This is a genomic window from Yoonia tamlensis, assembly GCF_900115105.1.
Taxonomy (GTDB): domain Bacteria; phylum Pseudomonadota; class Alphaproteobacteria; order Rhodobacterales; family Rhodobacteraceae; genus Yoonia; species Yoonia tamlensis.
Map to the genome: position 1 here is coordinate 1,054,310 of NZ_FOYP01000001.1, position 14,987 is coordinate 1,069,296.

Sequence of the window (14,987 nt, forward strand, 5' to 3'; positions counted from 1 at the left end):
CAAACTGGTTACATCCTCATAAGCGGATTTTCGAAAAACTGCGCATAAACGCGGCGAAATTAGGCGCTTTTATAGCTCTGGCGTGTTGATTGCCCCTGCATGGCGGCGAAAGAAATATCGCCAGCCCAGTTTATTGTCATTTTCTTGTTGTGCCGTTGCCGGTAACCTCCGGCCACCATTCTTACGGACGCGATCATGTCAAAACACCACAGCGAAGTCGCTCGCGATATTTCTTATGCGACATCTGTCAGCGGTCGCAGTGGCCGCGTGCTTGTGCGCGCGATGGAAAACGCCACCGGCCGCCTGTCGTTGATCCGCAAAGCACGCGGTTATGACGTCGAAGTCGCGGCGGGGCAGGATTTTTGGGACGTGATTGTCGCGCGCTACGGGCTCGAGCTGCAGATCATCGGCGGAAGCCTTGAAAACATTCCGCAAACGGGGCCGTTGATTGTGGTTAGCAACCACCCTTACGGGATTCTTGACGGGTTGATGCTCGGGCGGATCATGTCGCGACGGCGGGGCGGCGATTTTCGCGTGCTTGCGCATGAAATTTTCCGCAAAGCGCCTGATCTGAAACGTGTGATTTTGCCGATCTCGTTTGACACAACCAAAGAAGCCGCCAAGCTCAACCTTGAAACGCGCGCTGCGGCTGTTGCCTATATTGCGCAGGGCGGCGCAATTGGCGTGTTTCCGGGGGGGACGGTTTCCACTTCTGCCACGCCGTTTTCAACGCCGCTTGATCCGGGCTGGCGGACATTTACGGCCAAGATGATCGCAAAATCGGGCGCGACCGTGGTGCCGATCTTTTTTGAAGGCCGCAACAGCCGGCTGTTCCAGCTGGTCAGCCATCTACATGCCAATTTGCGCACGGGTCTGCTGATCCGCGAATTTCGAAAACGCATCAATAAACCTGTCCGTATTGTTGTCGGTGACCCGATTGGCCCCGAGGTTTTGGACCGGTTCAAAAAAGACCCGCTGGCATGCATGGATTTCCTGCGCAAAGCCACGTATGACCTAAGTCCAAGCCCGATAGATTCAGATGAATACGGGTACGAGGTAGACCTAAAATATAAGGTGCGTGATGGCAGTCGGCATATTCGATAGTGGGCTAGGGGGGCTGACAGTGCTTGACGCTGTTGCCAAACGTTTGCCCGAAGTCCCGCTTGTTTACTTGGGCGACAACGCACATGCGCCATACGGCGTGCGCACGCCTGATGATATTTACAATCTGACGACAGCAGCAACGCAGCGGCTGTTTGACGAGGGCTGCGATCTTGTGATCCTTGCCTGCAACACGGCCTCTGCGGCGGCTCTGCGGCGGATGCAGGAAAGCTGGGTGCCCAAGGGCAAACGCGTGTTGGGCGTCTTTGTGCCAATAATCGAGGCGCTGACCGAACGGCAGTGGGGCGATAATTCGCCACCGCGTGAAGTTGCCGCCAAACATGTCGCGCTTTTTGCGACGCCTGCCACCGTGGCCAGCCGCGCGTTCCAGCGTGAACTTGCGTTCCGCGCCGTGGGCGTCGATGTCGAAGCACAGGCCTGTGGCGGTGTTGTCGATGCAATCGAAGACGGCGACATGATCCTGGCCGAGGCATTGGTGCGTAGCCATGTCGATGCGCTGATGCGCAAGATGCCATCGCCTGATGCCGCGATCCTTGGTTGTACCCATTACCCGCTGATGGAAGCCGAATTCCAAGCGGCACTTGGCCCAGAGGTCAAGGTGTTTTCCCAAGCCAATCTGGTGGCCGAAAGCCTTGCCGACTATCTGACCCGGCGCCCGGAAATGGTGGGCTCAGGGCAGAATTCGGCGTTCCTGACAACGGGTGACCCGGTCAAAGTCTCTGCCCGCGCGACACAGTTCCTGCGACGACAAATCACATTTACCGCAGCCTGAATCCATCTAAATTTCATCCCAAAGGGATACGACTATGACATATAACGTCGCCATTCTTGGCGCTTCTGGTTACACTGGGGCCGAACTGGTCCGGTTGATTGCCACACACCCCAGCCTGAATATCGTCGGGCTTTCCGGAAATTCCAAGGCCGGTATGGCCATGGCCGATGTGTTTCCGCATCTGCGCCATCTGGACCTGCCCACGCTGACCACGATCGAAGACATGTCGTTTGACGGGGTCGATCTGGTGTTTTGTGCGCTGCCGCATGCGACATCGCAGGCGGTGATCTCGCAATTGCCGACGCATCTGAAAATCGTCGATCTGTCAGCCGATTTCCGGCTGCGCGACCCTGCCGCCTATGAAAAATGGTATGGCAAACCCCACGCCGCGGTCGAACTGCAAAAAGAAGCCGTTTACGGCCTGACTGAATTCTACCGCGAAGACATCAAAACCGCGCGGCTTGTGGCGGGCACGGGCTGTAACGCAGCGACGGGACAATATGTGCTGCGGCCATTGATTGCGGCGGGGGTGATCGACCTTGACCAGATTGTGCTGAACCTGATGGCAGCCGTATCGGGCGCAGGGCGCAGCCTGAAAGAAAACCTGCTGCATGCGGAATTGTCCGAAGGCGCGCATGGCTATGCGATCGGCGGCACGCATCGGCATTTGGGTGAGTTTGATCAAGAGTTTAGCGCCATCGCAGGCCGGCCTGTGCATATCCAGTTCACCCCGCATCTGATCCCCGCAAACCGCGGCATTCTGGCGACGACCTATGTGCAGGGCGACCCGCAGGTGATCTATGACACGCTCAATGCTGCCTATGCGGACGAGCCGTTTATCGAAATGCTGCCAATGGGGCAGGCACCGTCGATCAAACATATTCGCGCGTCGAACTTTTGCCATATCGGTGTTGTCGCCGACCGTATCGCTGGCCGTGCCATTGTGATCGCAGCGCTTGATAACCTGACCAAAGGGTCATCAGGACAAGCAATCCAGAACGCAAACCTGATGCTGGGCCTGCCCGAAACCGAAGGGTTGATGCTGGCCCCTGTATTCCCATGAGTGGGCTCAAGAGCCTCAAGAAACGCCGCCGCGTGCAGGTGATCGGCATTGCCGGTGCCTGTATCGCTGCGATCCTGACGGCGCTGTGGTTCCTGCCAGAGGACAGCTTTCAATACTTCCGATCACCCAGCGAAGTTGTTGCCGCCCCCCCTGCGCCAAACGAGCGGTTCCGCATCGGCGGGCTGGTCGAAGAAGGCTCACTTGTGCGCGGACAGGGGCAGGAAATCCGCTTTGCGGTGACCGATGGCGGCGCACTGGTCAATGTCGTCTATTCCGGCATTCTGCCTGACCTTTTTGCCGAAGGTCAGGGCATTGTCGCGCAGGGAAACTACTTGAACGGCACCTTTGAAGCCGTTGAAATTCTGGCCAAACACGATGAAACCTATATGCCAAAAGAGGTCATCGACGCGCTCAAGGATCAGGGCACATATGTCGCACCGGACGGTGCCGAAGACACGCGTTAACCTGTTTCAGGCAGTGTTCATGTCAAGCAGACATGAGGGCCGCCAATGCAATCCATCACCCAAATCGCCAGTGAAATTGTCGCCCGCGAGGGCGGCTATGTAAATGACCCCGACGATCCGGGCGGGGCCACAAATCACGGCGTGACGATCCACACGATGCGCAGGTTGGGGCTGGATCTGACCGGCGATAACCAAGTGACCGAGGATGACGTTCGGGTGTTGACCCGCGCCCATGCAGTGTCGATTTTTGTCGAACACTATTTTCGGGCCCCACAGATCGACAAGCTGCCAGAGCCGCTGCACGCCACCATTTTTGATATGTATGTGAACGCTGGTGCACATGCGGTGCGGATTTTGCAAAAGCTGCTCAACGATATGCGCATCGAGGTGGCCGTCGACGGGCAGATTGGTCCGCAGACGATTGCAGCCACCCAAAAGGCATTGAGGGCCGCCCCCGACCACATTGTGGATGCCTACGGGATCGCGCGCCGCAATTATTACTATGATCTTGCCGCGCGCCGCCCCGCGAGCCGCAAATACGCGCGCAGGCGTAATGGCGGCAAAGGCGGCTGGATCACGCGGGCCGAAGAATTTATCGACCCGCGCTATCACCTGACAGAAACACAACATAAACAGAGGGTTGCGCAATGGGATTAATCACCGGTGTCATGGGTTTTTTGTTCGGGGACGGGCGCAATGTCATCACTGATACCGCCGAAGTGTTCCGCGAAAACGCCGAAGGCGGTGCCGCGCGTGCGGCCAATGCCAAATCCGAAAGCCTGCAACAGTTTGCGGCCGAATTTGCGCATGCGCGTCGCGGGCTTTTTGACCGCTTTGTTGATGGGTTAAACCGGCTGCCGCGGCCGATGCTGGCGCTTGGCACGATCTGGATGTTTATCGCCGCGATGCGCTGGCCCGATGAATTTATCCGCGGCATGGAAGGGCTGGCGCTGGTGCCAGAGCCGCTATGGTGGTTGATGGGTGCAATTGTCAGTTTCTATTTCGGCGCGCGTCATCAGGCCAAAGAACAGGATTTCCAGCGTGCCGTCGCCAGTACAATCGCCGCCGTTCAGGCAAGCAAAGCCCCCGAAAGCGTGCCCGTGTTCAGTGACAACCCCGCGCTTGATGATTGGCAGGCCCGAAATGGATAGGACATGGTTTGACAAGGTCGAACAACGGCTTGGCATGATTGAAACCCGCAACGCCGTGGATGAGGTCCACCGCGATAATGTGTCGGATAGGCTTGGCGCGATTGAAGACACGCTCAAATGGCTGGTGCGGCTGGTTATCGGCGGGTTCTTGATGGGGGCTCTGACCTATGCGCTGCAGGGCGGCTTTCGTCTGTGACAAATTGCGCCACAAACGCGTGCTGAAATATCCGTGAACCCATGTCCCAGCCGCGCAATTTGGGCTAAGACTGCGGGCATGATTACAGAACTTGGACATTTCGCGCTGATTCTGGCTTTTGGCATTGCCATTGTGCAGATGGTGATCCCGATGATCGGCGCGCACCGCAATAACCCCGGCTGGATGGGGGTGGCCGAACCTGCGGCCATCGCACAATTCTTGCTGGTTGCCTTTGCCTTTGGGGCGCTTACCTGGGCCTTTGTGACCTCGGATTTCTCGCTCAATCTGGTCTATGCCAATTCGCATACGGACAAGCCGATGATCTATAAAATCAGCGGCGTTTGGGGCAATCACGAAGGATCGATGCTGCTTTGGCTGCTGATCCTGACGCTGTTTGGCGCAAGTGCGGCCGTGTTTGGTGACAATCTGCCTGCGCGTCTGCGCGCGCGCGTTCTGGCGGTGCAAGGGTCCATTGGCGTGGCGTTTTTTGCCTTTATCCTGTTCACATCCAACCCGTTTTTGCGTCTTGCGGTGCCGCCATTGAATGGCCGCGATTTGAATCCGCTGTTACAAGATCCCGGCCTCGCATTTCATCCCCCGTTTCTTTACCTTGGTTATGTTGGCCTCAGCATGGCGTTTTCCTTTGCGGTTGCGGCCCTGATCGAAGGCAAGGTTGACGCAGCTTGGGCGCGCTGGGTGCGCCCGTGGACATTGGCAGCATGGGTGTTTTTGACACTTGGAATCGCGCTGGGGTCATGGTGGGCCTACTATGAACTTGGCTGGGGCGGGTTCTGGTTCTGGGATCCGGTTGAAAACGCATCATTCATGCCATGGCTGATTGCGGCGGCCCTGCTGCATTCCGCCATCGTTGTTGAAAAGCGTGAAGCGTTGAAAAGCTGGACGGTCTTGCTTGCGATCCTTGCCTTCGGGTTTTCGCTTTTGGGGACGTTTATCGTGCGCTCTGGCGTGCTGACATCGGTGCATGCCTTTGCGAACGATCCGGAGCGCGGTGTGCTGATCCTGATCATTCTGGCGGTGTTTCTTGGCGGCGCGCTGACGCTATTTGCTGTGCGCGCGAACGCGCTGGAATCCAAAGGCGTATTTGGCACGGTTAGCCGTGAAAGTGCGCTTGTGCTGAACAATGTCTTGCTGGCTGTTAGCTGCTTTGTGGTCTTCTTGGGCACGATCTGGCCTTTGGTCGCAGAAATGCTGTTTGGTCGGACACTTTCCGTCGGGCCGCCGTTCTTTGAGGCGGCATTCACCCCCTTTATGGTGGCGCTGGCCGTGGTGCTGCCGATCGGGTCGATCCTTGCGTGGAAACGCGGCAACCTGTCGCGCGCGACTAAACCCATACTGCCATGGCTTGTCTTGGCCGTTGCGCTGGGGGCATTGGCCTATGCGGTGCAGACGGAACGCAGCGCCTTAGGGCCGATTGGTGTGATCCTCGGGGTTTGGGTCGTGGGCGGCGCAATTGCTGACCTGTGGCTGCGCAGCGGGCGGGGCGGGTTTGCCGCGCGCCTTGGCCGGATCACACGGTTGCCGCGCGCCGATTGGGGCAAGGCATGCGCACATATGGGGCTGGGTGTCACCGTCTTTGGCATCGCCGCGATGATGGCCTGGGAGGTCGAGGATATCCGCGTCGCCGAGATAGGTGACCGTTGGGATGTCGGGCAGTTTGCCTTTACGCTTGATGATGTCCGTCAGGTCGAAGGGCCGAATTACACCACGACCATGGCCACGCTTGGCATCTGGCGCGGTGACCGGCAAATTGGCGCGCTGAACCCCGAAAAGCGGTTCTATCCGGTTGCGAAAATGCCCACGACAGAGGCCGACATTCGCAACGGCATCCTGCGCGATATCTATGTGGTAATCGGCGATCCGCAGGCAACCGGGGGCTATGCGGTGCGCGTTTATGTCAAACCTTTCGCCAACTGGATTTGGGGTGGCGCGCTGTTGATGGCTTTGGGGGGCTTTGTGTCGCTGTCTGACCGGCGTTTGCGGATCGGGGCGGCGGCGGCCAAGCCCAAACAGGCGGTGCCGGCAGAATGAAACATCTGATCTTGCTGTTTTGCATGCTTGCCGCCCCCGTTTGGGCTGTTGAGCCGTCAGAGATTTTGGACGATCCGGTGCTAGAGGCGCGCGCGCGTGAACTGTCGCAAGGGCTGCGCTGTCCTGTGTGCCAGAACGAATCCATCGACGAATCGCACGCGCCCGTGGCGCAAGAATTGCGGGTGGTCCTGCGTGAACGGCTGGTTGCAGGCGACACGGATGCGCAAGTGATTGATTATATGGTGTTTCGCTATGGCGAATATGTGCTGCTGCGCCCCAATGTGCGCGGCGCGAACCTGATCCTCTGGCTGGCGGCGCCATTGATGCTTTTGCTAGCGCTCGGCGTTGGCTGGGCTACGATCCGGCGCAAATCCGATGGTGCGACCCCATTAAGCGCCGAAGAAGAAGAAGCCCTCGCAGAAATCCTGAAAAAGTGACGCATGGTTCCGCTTGGGTGCGGGGCGCGCTGCGGTAGGGTGGCGCAAATGCAGCCCAAGGATACGCAGATGGATTTTCACGCAATCACCTATGACATCACTGATGATCTGGCCACAATCACGCTGAACCGTCCGGCGCTGATGAATGCGCTGAACACGCAAATGCGGCTTGAGATCACGCAAGCCTTTCAGCACGCACAAGACAATGCGCGCGCGGTGGTAATGACAGGGGCAGGGGTGTCGTTCTGCTCTGGCCAAGACCTTGCGGATGCTGCGGCCGATGGCAAGATCGATATGGAAGCCACGTTGCGCGACGAATATGTGCCGATGCTCAAGGCGATATTTGATTGCAAAGTGCCGACAATCTGCGCTGTCAACGGGCCTGCCGCGGGGGCGGGGGCAAACCTCGCGCTGGCGGCGGATGTGGTGATTGCATCAGAGGATGCCTATTTCGTGCAGGCATTCACGCGCATCGGGCTGATCCCTGACGCGGGCGGCACCTATTGGTTGCCGCGCCAGATCGGGGCCGCGCGGGCGATGGGGGCGGCGCTTTTTGCAGATAAGATAAGCGCCAATCAGGCGCGCGACTGGGGCATGATCTATGAAACGGCACCGGCGGCGGATTTTGCGGCCCACGTAAAAGCACGCGCGATGCAATTGGCCAGCGGCCCGACCGTTGCCTATGCGCAGTTGAAAAAGGCGATCCGCGGGTCGCTTGAAAACACATTGGACGAACAACTGGCGGTCGAGGCCAAACTACAGGCGATCTGCGGCGACACCGATGATTTCAAAGAAGGGGTCGCCGCATTTTTGGAAAAACGCGCGCCGCGCTACACGGGCCGCTGAACCGCCGCCATAAGGGCAAGCGCATCGCTGGGCGGGGCCTGTTCGATCCGGCGGTAAGTGGCGCCATCGCGCGTGCGGGTGACCAAACGGTGATCAATCAATGACCGGCGCAAAAGCACGTGGTCGCCAAAGCTATTGCCGGATTTCAGCACTTCATTCACCTGTTTTTCGCGCAGATCTACGTTGGCCGGCAATTGCGCCCAAAACGTCCAAAGGCAAAGCCCCTGCACAGCGGTCTGTTTCGGCCAGCGGGTCATGATCCCCTGATCAAAGCAGCGCAAAGCACGTTCTAACCCGCGCGATGGCCTATCAGGCGTGGCCGGGCGTTCAGCCTTAAGGTGTTGATAATTATCGAAACCTGCGGCTTTGGAGACAAGGCTCAGCATCTTTGCATGGGATGGGAATGCGTCTTGCTGTTGCAATGACGCGCGCAGTGATTTGGTAAAGGTCGACAGATCCTTGATCGTCACCTGTTGGGTTTGGCGTGGCATATTGTGCCCCTACAATCTGTGCCGGCACCCGTTTGCGGGGTGTGATGGTCGCCCTTGTCGTCCGGCTGATCAAAAGCACAGCGGATAATTATTGCCATATCAGGTTTAGCTGGGTCCGGCTGGACTGGCGACGCCTTGGTGAACTGATGACCAATGCGATCTTACCTTAGGTTTTCTGGCCGCGGCAAGGATAAATAGACGCTATCGGACCAGACGCCATTGATGCAGAACGTGTTCTTGGCCCGGTGGGTTTCGGTAAACCCCAGCTTTTTCAAGGTGGCGACAGAGCCCACGTTTTCGGGATCAGCATCTGCGGTCAACTGCGCTTGGTCGGTGACCTCAAATAGGTGGGGGATAATGGCTTGCATGGCCTCTGAAATGATGCCCTTGCGCCAAAAATCTGGATGCAAGATGAACCCGACCTCATCTGCGCGATGCATCCCAGCGGTGCCGATAAGCCGCCCATCTAGCGTGATCATGAAATAGGTCAGTGGCGGCGTGGCAGCCCTTGCGATCATCGCATCAAGATTGCGCTGGGTCTGGTCGGGCGACGTATGCGGGGCGGTCGACCAATAGCGCATCGATTGCGGATTGCTATAGATCGCGAACAGATCGTCGAGGTCAGCTTGGCGCGCCCCGCGCAAGATCAGTCTTTTCGTATGCAGCGTCATCATCGCCCAAGGCCCGTGGTGCGTAAAAAAGGCCACCCGAAGGTGGCCCAATTCTTAGCGCTTTTCGATGTCGAAATAATCGCGGGTTGTCTCGCCCAGATAAAGTTGCCGCGGGCGGCCGATTTTCAGTTGCGGATCGGCAAGTTGCTCTTTCCACTGGGAAATCCAGCCAACGGTCCGTGCCATCGCAAAGATCGGTGTGAACATTGATGTCGGGAAACCCATCGCTTCGAGAATGATGCCCGAGTAGAAATCAACATTCGGGAAGAGTTTCTTTTCAGCGAAATACGGATCGGCCAGCGCTTGCTTTTCAAGCTCCATCGCGACCTGCAACAGCGGGTTGTCTTCAACGCCCAGCAGTTCCAATACTTCATCCGCAGATTGCTTCATCACAGTCGCGCGCGGGTCAAAGTTTTTGTAAACGCGGTGGCCAAAGCCCATCAGACGGTAGGGGTCGTTTTTGTCTTTTGCACGGGCGATAAATTCAGGAATACGGTCAACCGAGCCAATTTCCTTAAGCATTTCAAGGCAAGCCTGGTTCGCGCCACCGTGCGCAGGGCCCCAAAGACAGGCGATACCCGCAGCGATACAGGCAAACGGGTTTGCACCTGATGATGACGCCAAACGCACGGTCGATGTTGATGCGTTTTGTTCGTGATCCGCGTGCAGCGTGAAAATACGGTCCATCGCGCGCGCCAGAACAGGGTTCACATGGTATTCTTCGGCCGGAACCGAGAAACACATATGCAAGAAGTTCGAAGCGTAATCGAGATCATTGCGCGGATAAACAAACGGTTGGCCGATTGAATATTTATAGGCCATCGCCGCAATTGTTGGCATCTTCGCGATCAGGCGGATCGATGCGACCTCGCGTTGGTGATCATCGTTGATATCGGTCGAATCGTGGTAGAAGGCCGACATCGCCCCCACAACGCCAACCATTGTCGCCATCGGATGCGCGTCACGGCGGAAGCCACGGAAGAAGTTGTGCATCTGCTCGTGGATCATTGTGTGATTGGTCACGAGGCGTTCGAATTTCTCCAACTCGACGGCAGAAGGCAATTCACCGTAAAGCAGCAGATAGCATACTTCTAGATAATGTGACTGCGCGGCTAGTTGATCGATCGGGTAACCGCGGTGCAGCAGTACACCCTTGTCACCGTCGATAAATGTGATGGTGCTGTCGCAAGCCGAAGTCGATGTGAAACCGGGATCATAGGTAAACACATTTGCCTGCGCGTAAAGCTTGCGAATATCGATGACATCAGGGCCTGCCGTTGGGGAATGGATCGGCAGATCGTAGGTTTCACCCTTGATCGTCAGTTTCGCTGTATCTGTATTTTCGGCCATAAGTCTTCCCCTTTATGCCGCGCAACGCAGATGTTGCCGGCGCATCTCTAAACTTTAATGCTCCATTTAACTGCCAATCGTAACCAATTGGTTTCAGTTGCTGGCATCTTGGAGCCGCGCGAGTGTTTCGGTTTGGCCCAAGACTAACATCATATCGAACACGCTCGGAGAGACCGCACGCCCGGACAGCGCCGCACGCAGCGGCCCAGCAAGTTTGCCTAGTTTCGTATCATGAGCTTCGGCAAGCGCGGTGACGATCTCTTCTAATGTGTCACGGGTCCACGTAGCATTTTGCAGCTGCGGCGTCAATTCCGACAGTATACCACGGGATACATCATCCAACAGCCCTTGGGCTTTCTCGTCCCGCTCAATGGGGTGGTCTATCATCAAAAACCGTGCTTTTTCAAATAGTTCAGGCATGGTCTTTGCGCGCTCTTTCAAGCAGTGCATTGCCTGCAAAAAACGCGCATTTTGTTGGTCGGTTAGCGGATCCTCCCCGACGGAAGCCAGATATGCCTGCAATTCGTGCAGCAGTGCAGCATCGTCGGCAGCAGCGATATGCTGGCCGCAGATATTTGCAAGTTTCTTGAAATCGAACCGCGCCGGCGATTTGCCAATCCCGCCCAGATCAAACCAGTCGCGGGCCTGCGCATCGGTGAAAAATTCGTCATCGCCGTGGCTCCAGCCAAGGCGCGCCAGATAATTGCGCATGCCCGCCGCCGGATAGCCCATTTGCTGGTATTCGGCAGCCCCTGTCGCCCCGTGGCGTTTCGATAATTTCTTGCCGTCCGGCCCGAAAATCAGCGGAATATGCGCCAGCACCGGCTTGGCCCAGCCCATTGCCTCGTAAATCAGGTTCTGGCGGAATGCATTGGCAAGGTGGTCATCGCCGCGGATCACATGGGTCACGCCCATGTCGTGATCATCCACAACAACGGCCAGCATATAAACGGGGCTACCGTCCGAACGCAGCAGGATCATATCGTCAAGCTGGTCGTTGGACCATGTCACATCGCCTTGGACTTCGTCGTGCAAGGTCGTTTTGCCGTCGCGCGGCGCCTTGAGCCGGATCACATAGGGCAGGTCAGGGTGGTCAGCAGGGGCGACATCACGCCACGGAGACTGAAACAGGGTTGATTGTTTGGCCGCGCGCGCCGTTTCGCGAAATTCTTCAATCTCGTCTTGGGTGCTAAAGCATTTATAGGCGTGGCCGCTGGCCAGCATCGCCTGCGCGACTTCGACGTGGCGGGGTGCATTATTGGCCTGACTGGTTGGTTCGCCGTCCCAATCAAGTCCCAGCCATGTCAGCCCGTCCAGAATGGCCTGCTTGTTTTCATCAGTGGACCGGCTTTGGTCGGTGTCTTCGATCCGCAACAGGAATTTCCCACCCCGACCACGTGCATAAAGCCAGTTGAACAGGGCTGTGCGCGCGCCCCCGATGTGCAAGGCGCCCGTGGGCGATGGGGCAAAGCGTGTGACGATGGACATGGGGAAATTAACCTTTCGCTAACCAGCTTTCCGGTAGGGTGCCGGATGTGGCGGGGATACAAAACTGCGGGGTAAAGAACAAGTGCGCGCAGCTTTGCAAGAAATGCTTCTGGCGCAGCGGGGCGGGCTGATTACTTGGGTGCCCGTGTGTCTTGGCATCGGGATCGGCACCTATTTCGCGCAGTCAACGGAACCTGATTTTGCGCAGATGGTTATGGTTTGGGGGCTTGCGTTCGGATTGCTGGCCGCTTCGCGCCTGATTACCCCCGCCTATGCGCCTTGTGCGGTCGCAATCGCGCTGGTTTGCGCTGGTGGCGGGGTGGCGCAGTGGCGCACGGTGGCGGTTGCCGAACCGGTCTTGGGGTTTCGTTACTACGGGCCGATTCAGGGGCGGGTGGTCAATATCGACAGATCCGCAAGCGACGCGCCGCGGCTGACATTGGATCAGGTCGTGCTGTCACGGATGTCGCCCGCGCGTACACCCGCGCGGGTGCGTGTTTCGGTGCATGGCGACCAGTATTTCACCGATTATCAACCCGGCGAGACCTTGATCCTGACCGGACACCTTTCGCCGCCATCCGGACCGGCAGAGCCGGGCGGCTTTGATTTCCAGCGCCATTCCTGGTTTTTGGGACTTGGTGCTGTGGGGTATACGCGCACACCGGTGCTGCGGCTGCATGCAGCGGATCAATCATCTTTGGGGCTGCAGGTTTTTGCGGTGCGCATGCGGCTGTCGCACTTTGTGCAAAAGGCAATCGCGGGTGACGCGGGCGCGTTTGCGGCGGCCATTATGACTGGGGATCGGTCCGCGATGCGGCAAGATACGCTGGATGATTTGCGCGCCGCGAATCTTGCGCATCTGCTGGCGATATCGGGGCTGCATATGGGGTTGCTGACCGGATTTATCTTTGCGGTCATGCGCTATGGGTTGGCGCTGAGCGCGACGATTTCACTGCGGTTCCAGACCAAAAAGATCGCAGCCATTGGCGCGTTGATTGTCGGCGCGTTTTATCTGGCGCTTTCGGGAGGCAATGTCGCGACTGAACGCGCGTTTATCATGGTTGCGGTGATGCTGGTTGCGGTGCTTTTGGACCGGCGCGCATTGACCCTGCGCGCCGTTGCAATTGCCGCGATTATTGTACTGCTTTGGCAACCCGAAGCCCTGATGGGGCCAGGGTTCCAGATGTCGTTTTCGGCGACAGCAGCGCTTGTTGCGGTATTTGGCGCGCTGCGTAAATTTGACCTGTCACACTGGCCAAAATGGCTGCGCGGGACATTTGCCGTGTTCATGTCATCGTTTGTTGCAGGGCTTGCCACCGCGCCCTTTGCGGCGGCACATTTTAACCAGATCGCGCATTTCGGATTGGTCGCCAATCTACTTAGCGTGCCGTTGATGGGGGTGCTTGTGATGCCCGCAGCGGTGCTCGCGATCTGCCTTGCGCCTTTTGGCCTGTCTGGCATCGGATTTGCGCTGATGGGATGGGGCTTGCGGTGGATACTATGGGTTGCGCAGACCGTGTCCGGCTGGGACGGGTCCGTCGGACATGTGGTGGCGCCGGGGGGCGGGGTTGTGGCGCTGCTGGCGTTGGGGCTGTTGTGGTGTATCTTGTGGCGCGGGCGGGCGCGGCTGATCGGTGTTGCCCCTGTGATAATTGCGTTTTGGCTATGGGGGCAGGCGACGCGGCCGTTGTTATTAGTGGCGGATAACGCCGCATTGATCGGGGTGATCGGGCCGCAAGGCCGCGCCTTGTCCAAAGGAAGCGGCAGCAGCTTTGTCGCGCAGATCTGGCTTGAAAACGATGGCGCGCCGGTGCCGCAGCAGGAGGCCGCAAATCGCTCTGGCTATACGCGTGATGGCCGGATCGTGCGCGCCAATATCGGTGACTGGCAGATTTTGCAGGTCACGGGCAAAACAGCGCTTGCGGCGCTTGATGGTTGTGGCGGCGCAGATGTGCTGATCAGCAACCAGTCAGATGTGACAGGACGCCCCTGCATTGTCTTTGATATCAACAGGTTGCGTCAAACAGGGGCTTTGGCGTTTGATCTAACGGAAATGGGCGATTTGCAGCTGACAACCGCCCAAGGCGTGGCTGGTAACCGTCCGTGGAACGCAAACGCAGATGCATCAACACAGCCGGAAATTGTGCTGAAAAACCCCTAATAGGTGCGGATCAGCCCGACCAAGCGCCCTTGGACTTTGACTTGATCATCGCGGAACACGCGGGTTTCATAGGCGGGGTTGGCCGCCTCTAGCGCGATGGCGCTACCATTGCGGCGGAACCGTTTGAGCGTGGCTTCATGCCCTTCGACCAGCGCGACGACAATATCGCCATTATCGGCAACCGAAGTTTCGCGGATCACCACAACGTCGCCGTCGTTAATCCCCGCTTCAATCATCGAATCGCCTTTGACTTCAAGCGCATAGTGATCACCCGCGCCGACCATGGATTGCGGAACGGAAACCCTGTGCGACACTTGGCTGATCGCCTCGATCGGGACACCGGCGGCAATCCGGCCCATCACCGGCAATTCAATCGCGCCACTATCAATGGGCAGCGCGGCAGGCGGGGTGCTGTCTGGTCTGTCGCCATCTATCACACGCGGAGTGAAGCCGGATTTGGATTGCATTGCATCAGGCAGCTTCACGATTTCCAATGCCCGCGCGCGGTGCGCCAGCCGCCGGATAAACCCGCGTTCTTCGAGCGCGGTGATCAGCCGGTGAATTCCCGACTTTGACCGCAGATCCAAGGCTTCTTTCATTTCATCAAAACTGGGGGGAACACCATCGCGCTGGATGCGGGTGTTGATAAAGGCCAAAAGGTCGAGCTGTTTTTTCGTGAGCATGACTTATCCCCAGATAGGTTTTGCATATGTTCTATGCATGTTC

General features: G+C 57.8%; 16 protein-coding genes. 11 read left to right on the top strand and 5 right to left on the bottom strand.

Going from position 1 to position 14,987, the window contains the following annotated elements:
* Window positions 1-195 precede the first annotated feature (195 nt).
* The 10 genes from BM320_RS05485 (at window position 196) to BM320_RS05530 (ending at window position 8,100) form a co-directional block, all read left to right on the top strand.
* A complete protein-coding gene (locus BM320_RS05485) occupies window positions 196-1,104 on the top strand; it encodes a lysophospholipid acyltransferase family protein (RefSeq protein ID WP_207496854.1) in 909 nt (302 codons plus the stop codon).
* On the top strand, window positions 1,082-1,894 hold the full coding sequence (locus tag BM320_RS05490; RefSeq protein ID WP_090197447.1) for a glutamate racemase: 813 nt from the start codon (window positions 1,082-1,084) through the stop codon (window positions 1,892-1,894). Before BM320_RS05485 ends, BM320_RS05490 begins: the two co-directional genes overlap by 23 nt.
* Before the next feature lie 34 nt (window positions 1,895-1,928).
* Window positions 1,929-2,957: an N-acetyl-gamma-glutamyl-phosphate reductase gene (argC, locus tag BM320_RS05495; RefSeq protein WP_090197450.1), complete on the top strand. Its 1,029-nt coding sequence runs from the start codon at window positions 1,929-1,931 to the stop codon at window positions 2,955-2,957.
* Complete coding sequence (ccmE, locus tag BM320_RS05500; RefSeq protein ID WP_090197452.1) at window positions 2,954-3,421, top strand: cytochrome c maturation protein CcmE; 468 nt, start codon at window positions 2,954-2,956, stop codon at window positions 3,419-3,421. The genes argC and ccmE overlap by 4 nt, the downstream gene beginning before the upstream one ends.
* 45 nt (window positions 3,422-3,466) lie before the next feature.
* On the top strand, window positions 3,467-4,078 hold the full coding sequence (locus BM320_RS05505; RefSeq protein WP_090197454.1) for a holin-associated N-acetylmuramidase: 612 nt from the start codon (window positions 3,467-3,469) through the stop codon (window positions 4,076-4,078).
* A complete protein-coding gene (locus BM320_RS05510; protein WP_090197456.1) occupies window positions 4,069-4,572 on the top strand; it encodes a holin family protein in 504 nt (167 codons plus the stop codon). The genes BM320_RS05505 and BM320_RS05510 overlap by 10 nt, the downstream gene beginning before the upstream one ends.
* Window positions 4,565-4,768 carry a hemolysin XhlA family protein gene (locus BM320_RS05515; RefSeq protein WP_090200387.1) on the top strand — a complete coding sequence of 68 codons (204 nt, stop codon included), beginning with the start codon at window positions 4,565-4,567 and terminating at the stop codon, window positions 4,766-4,768. Before BM320_RS05510 ends, BM320_RS05515 begins: the two co-directional genes overlap by 8 nt.
* 78 nt (window positions 4,769-4,846) lie before the next feature.
* The gene (locus tag BM320_RS05520; RefSeq protein WP_090197458.1) at window positions 4,847-6,817 is read left to right on the top strand and encodes a heme lyase CcmF/NrfE family subunit; all 1,971 of its coding nucleotides are present in this window, start codon (window positions 4,847-4,849) and stop codon (window positions 6,815-6,817) included.
* Window positions 6,814-7,254: a cytochrome c-type biogenesis protein gene (locus BM320_RS05525; RefSeq protein ID WP_090197460.1), complete on the top strand. Its 441-nt coding sequence runs from the start codon at window positions 6,814-6,816 to the stop codon at window positions 7,252-7,254. Before BM320_RS05520 ends, BM320_RS05525 begins: the two co-directional genes overlap by 4 nt.
* A 69-nt stretch (window positions 7,255-7,323) precedes the next feature.
* Window positions 7,324-8,100: an enoyl-CoA hydratase-related protein gene (locus BM320_RS05530; RefSeq protein WP_090200389.1), complete on the top strand. Its 777-nt coding sequence runs from the start codon at window positions 7,324-7,326 to the stop codon at window positions 8,098-8,100.
* Here the strand turns inward: BM320_RS05530 and BM320_RS05535 are convergent.
* The 4 genes from BM320_RS05535 to gltX all read right to left on the bottom strand — a co-directional run bounded on the left by BM320_RS05535 (window position 8,085) and on the right by gltX (window position 12,100).
* Window positions 8,085-8,591 (bottom strand): DUF2087 domain-containing protein, encoded by a 507-nt coding sequence (locus tag BM320_RS05535; protein ID WP_090197461.1) that lies wholly within the window; start codon window positions 8,589-8,591, stop codon window positions 8,085-8,087. The genes BM320_RS05530 and BM320_RS05535 overlap by 16 nt on opposite strands.
* Window positions 8,592-8,752: 161 nt before the next feature.
* Complete coding sequence (locus BM320_RS05540) at window positions 8,753-9,298, bottom strand: GNAT family N-acetyltransferase (protein WP_242650959.1); 546 nt, start codon at window positions 9,296-9,298, stop codon at window positions 8,753-8,755.
* Window positions 9,299-9,316: 18 nt separating this feature from the next.
* Window positions 9,317-10,612, bottom strand: coding sequence for a citrate synthase (gene gltA, locus BM320_RS05545; protein ID WP_090197463.1), 1,296 nt, complete (start codon window positions 10,610-10,612; stop codon window positions 9,317-9,319).
* Window positions 10,613-10,705: 93 nt separating this feature from the next.
* Complete coding sequence (gltX, locus tag BM320_RS05550) at window positions 10,706-12,100, bottom strand: glutamate--tRNA ligase (protein ID WP_090197465.1); 1,395 nt, start codon at window positions 12,098-12,100, stop codon at window positions 10,706-10,708.
* A gap of 82 nt (window positions 12,101-12,182) precedes the next feature.
* On the opposite strand from gltX, the gene BM320_RS05555 reads away from it, so the two are divergent.
* Window positions 12,183-14,261, top strand: coding sequence for a ComEC/Rec2 family competence protein (locus BM320_RS05555; RefSeq protein WP_311135491.1), 2,079 nt, complete (start codon window positions 12,183-12,185; stop codon window positions 14,259-14,261).
* Here BM320_RS05555 and lexA read toward each other — a convergent pair.
* Window positions 14,258-14,944 carry a transcriptional repressor LexA gene (gene lexA, locus BM320_RS05560; protein ID WP_090197469.1) on the bottom strand — a complete coding sequence of 229 codons (687 nt, stop codon included), beginning with the start codon at window positions 14,942-14,944 and terminating at the stop codon, window positions 14,258-14,260. The genes BM320_RS05555 and lexA overlap by 4 nt on opposite strands.
* Window positions 14,945-14,987: the final 43 nt, after the last annotated feature.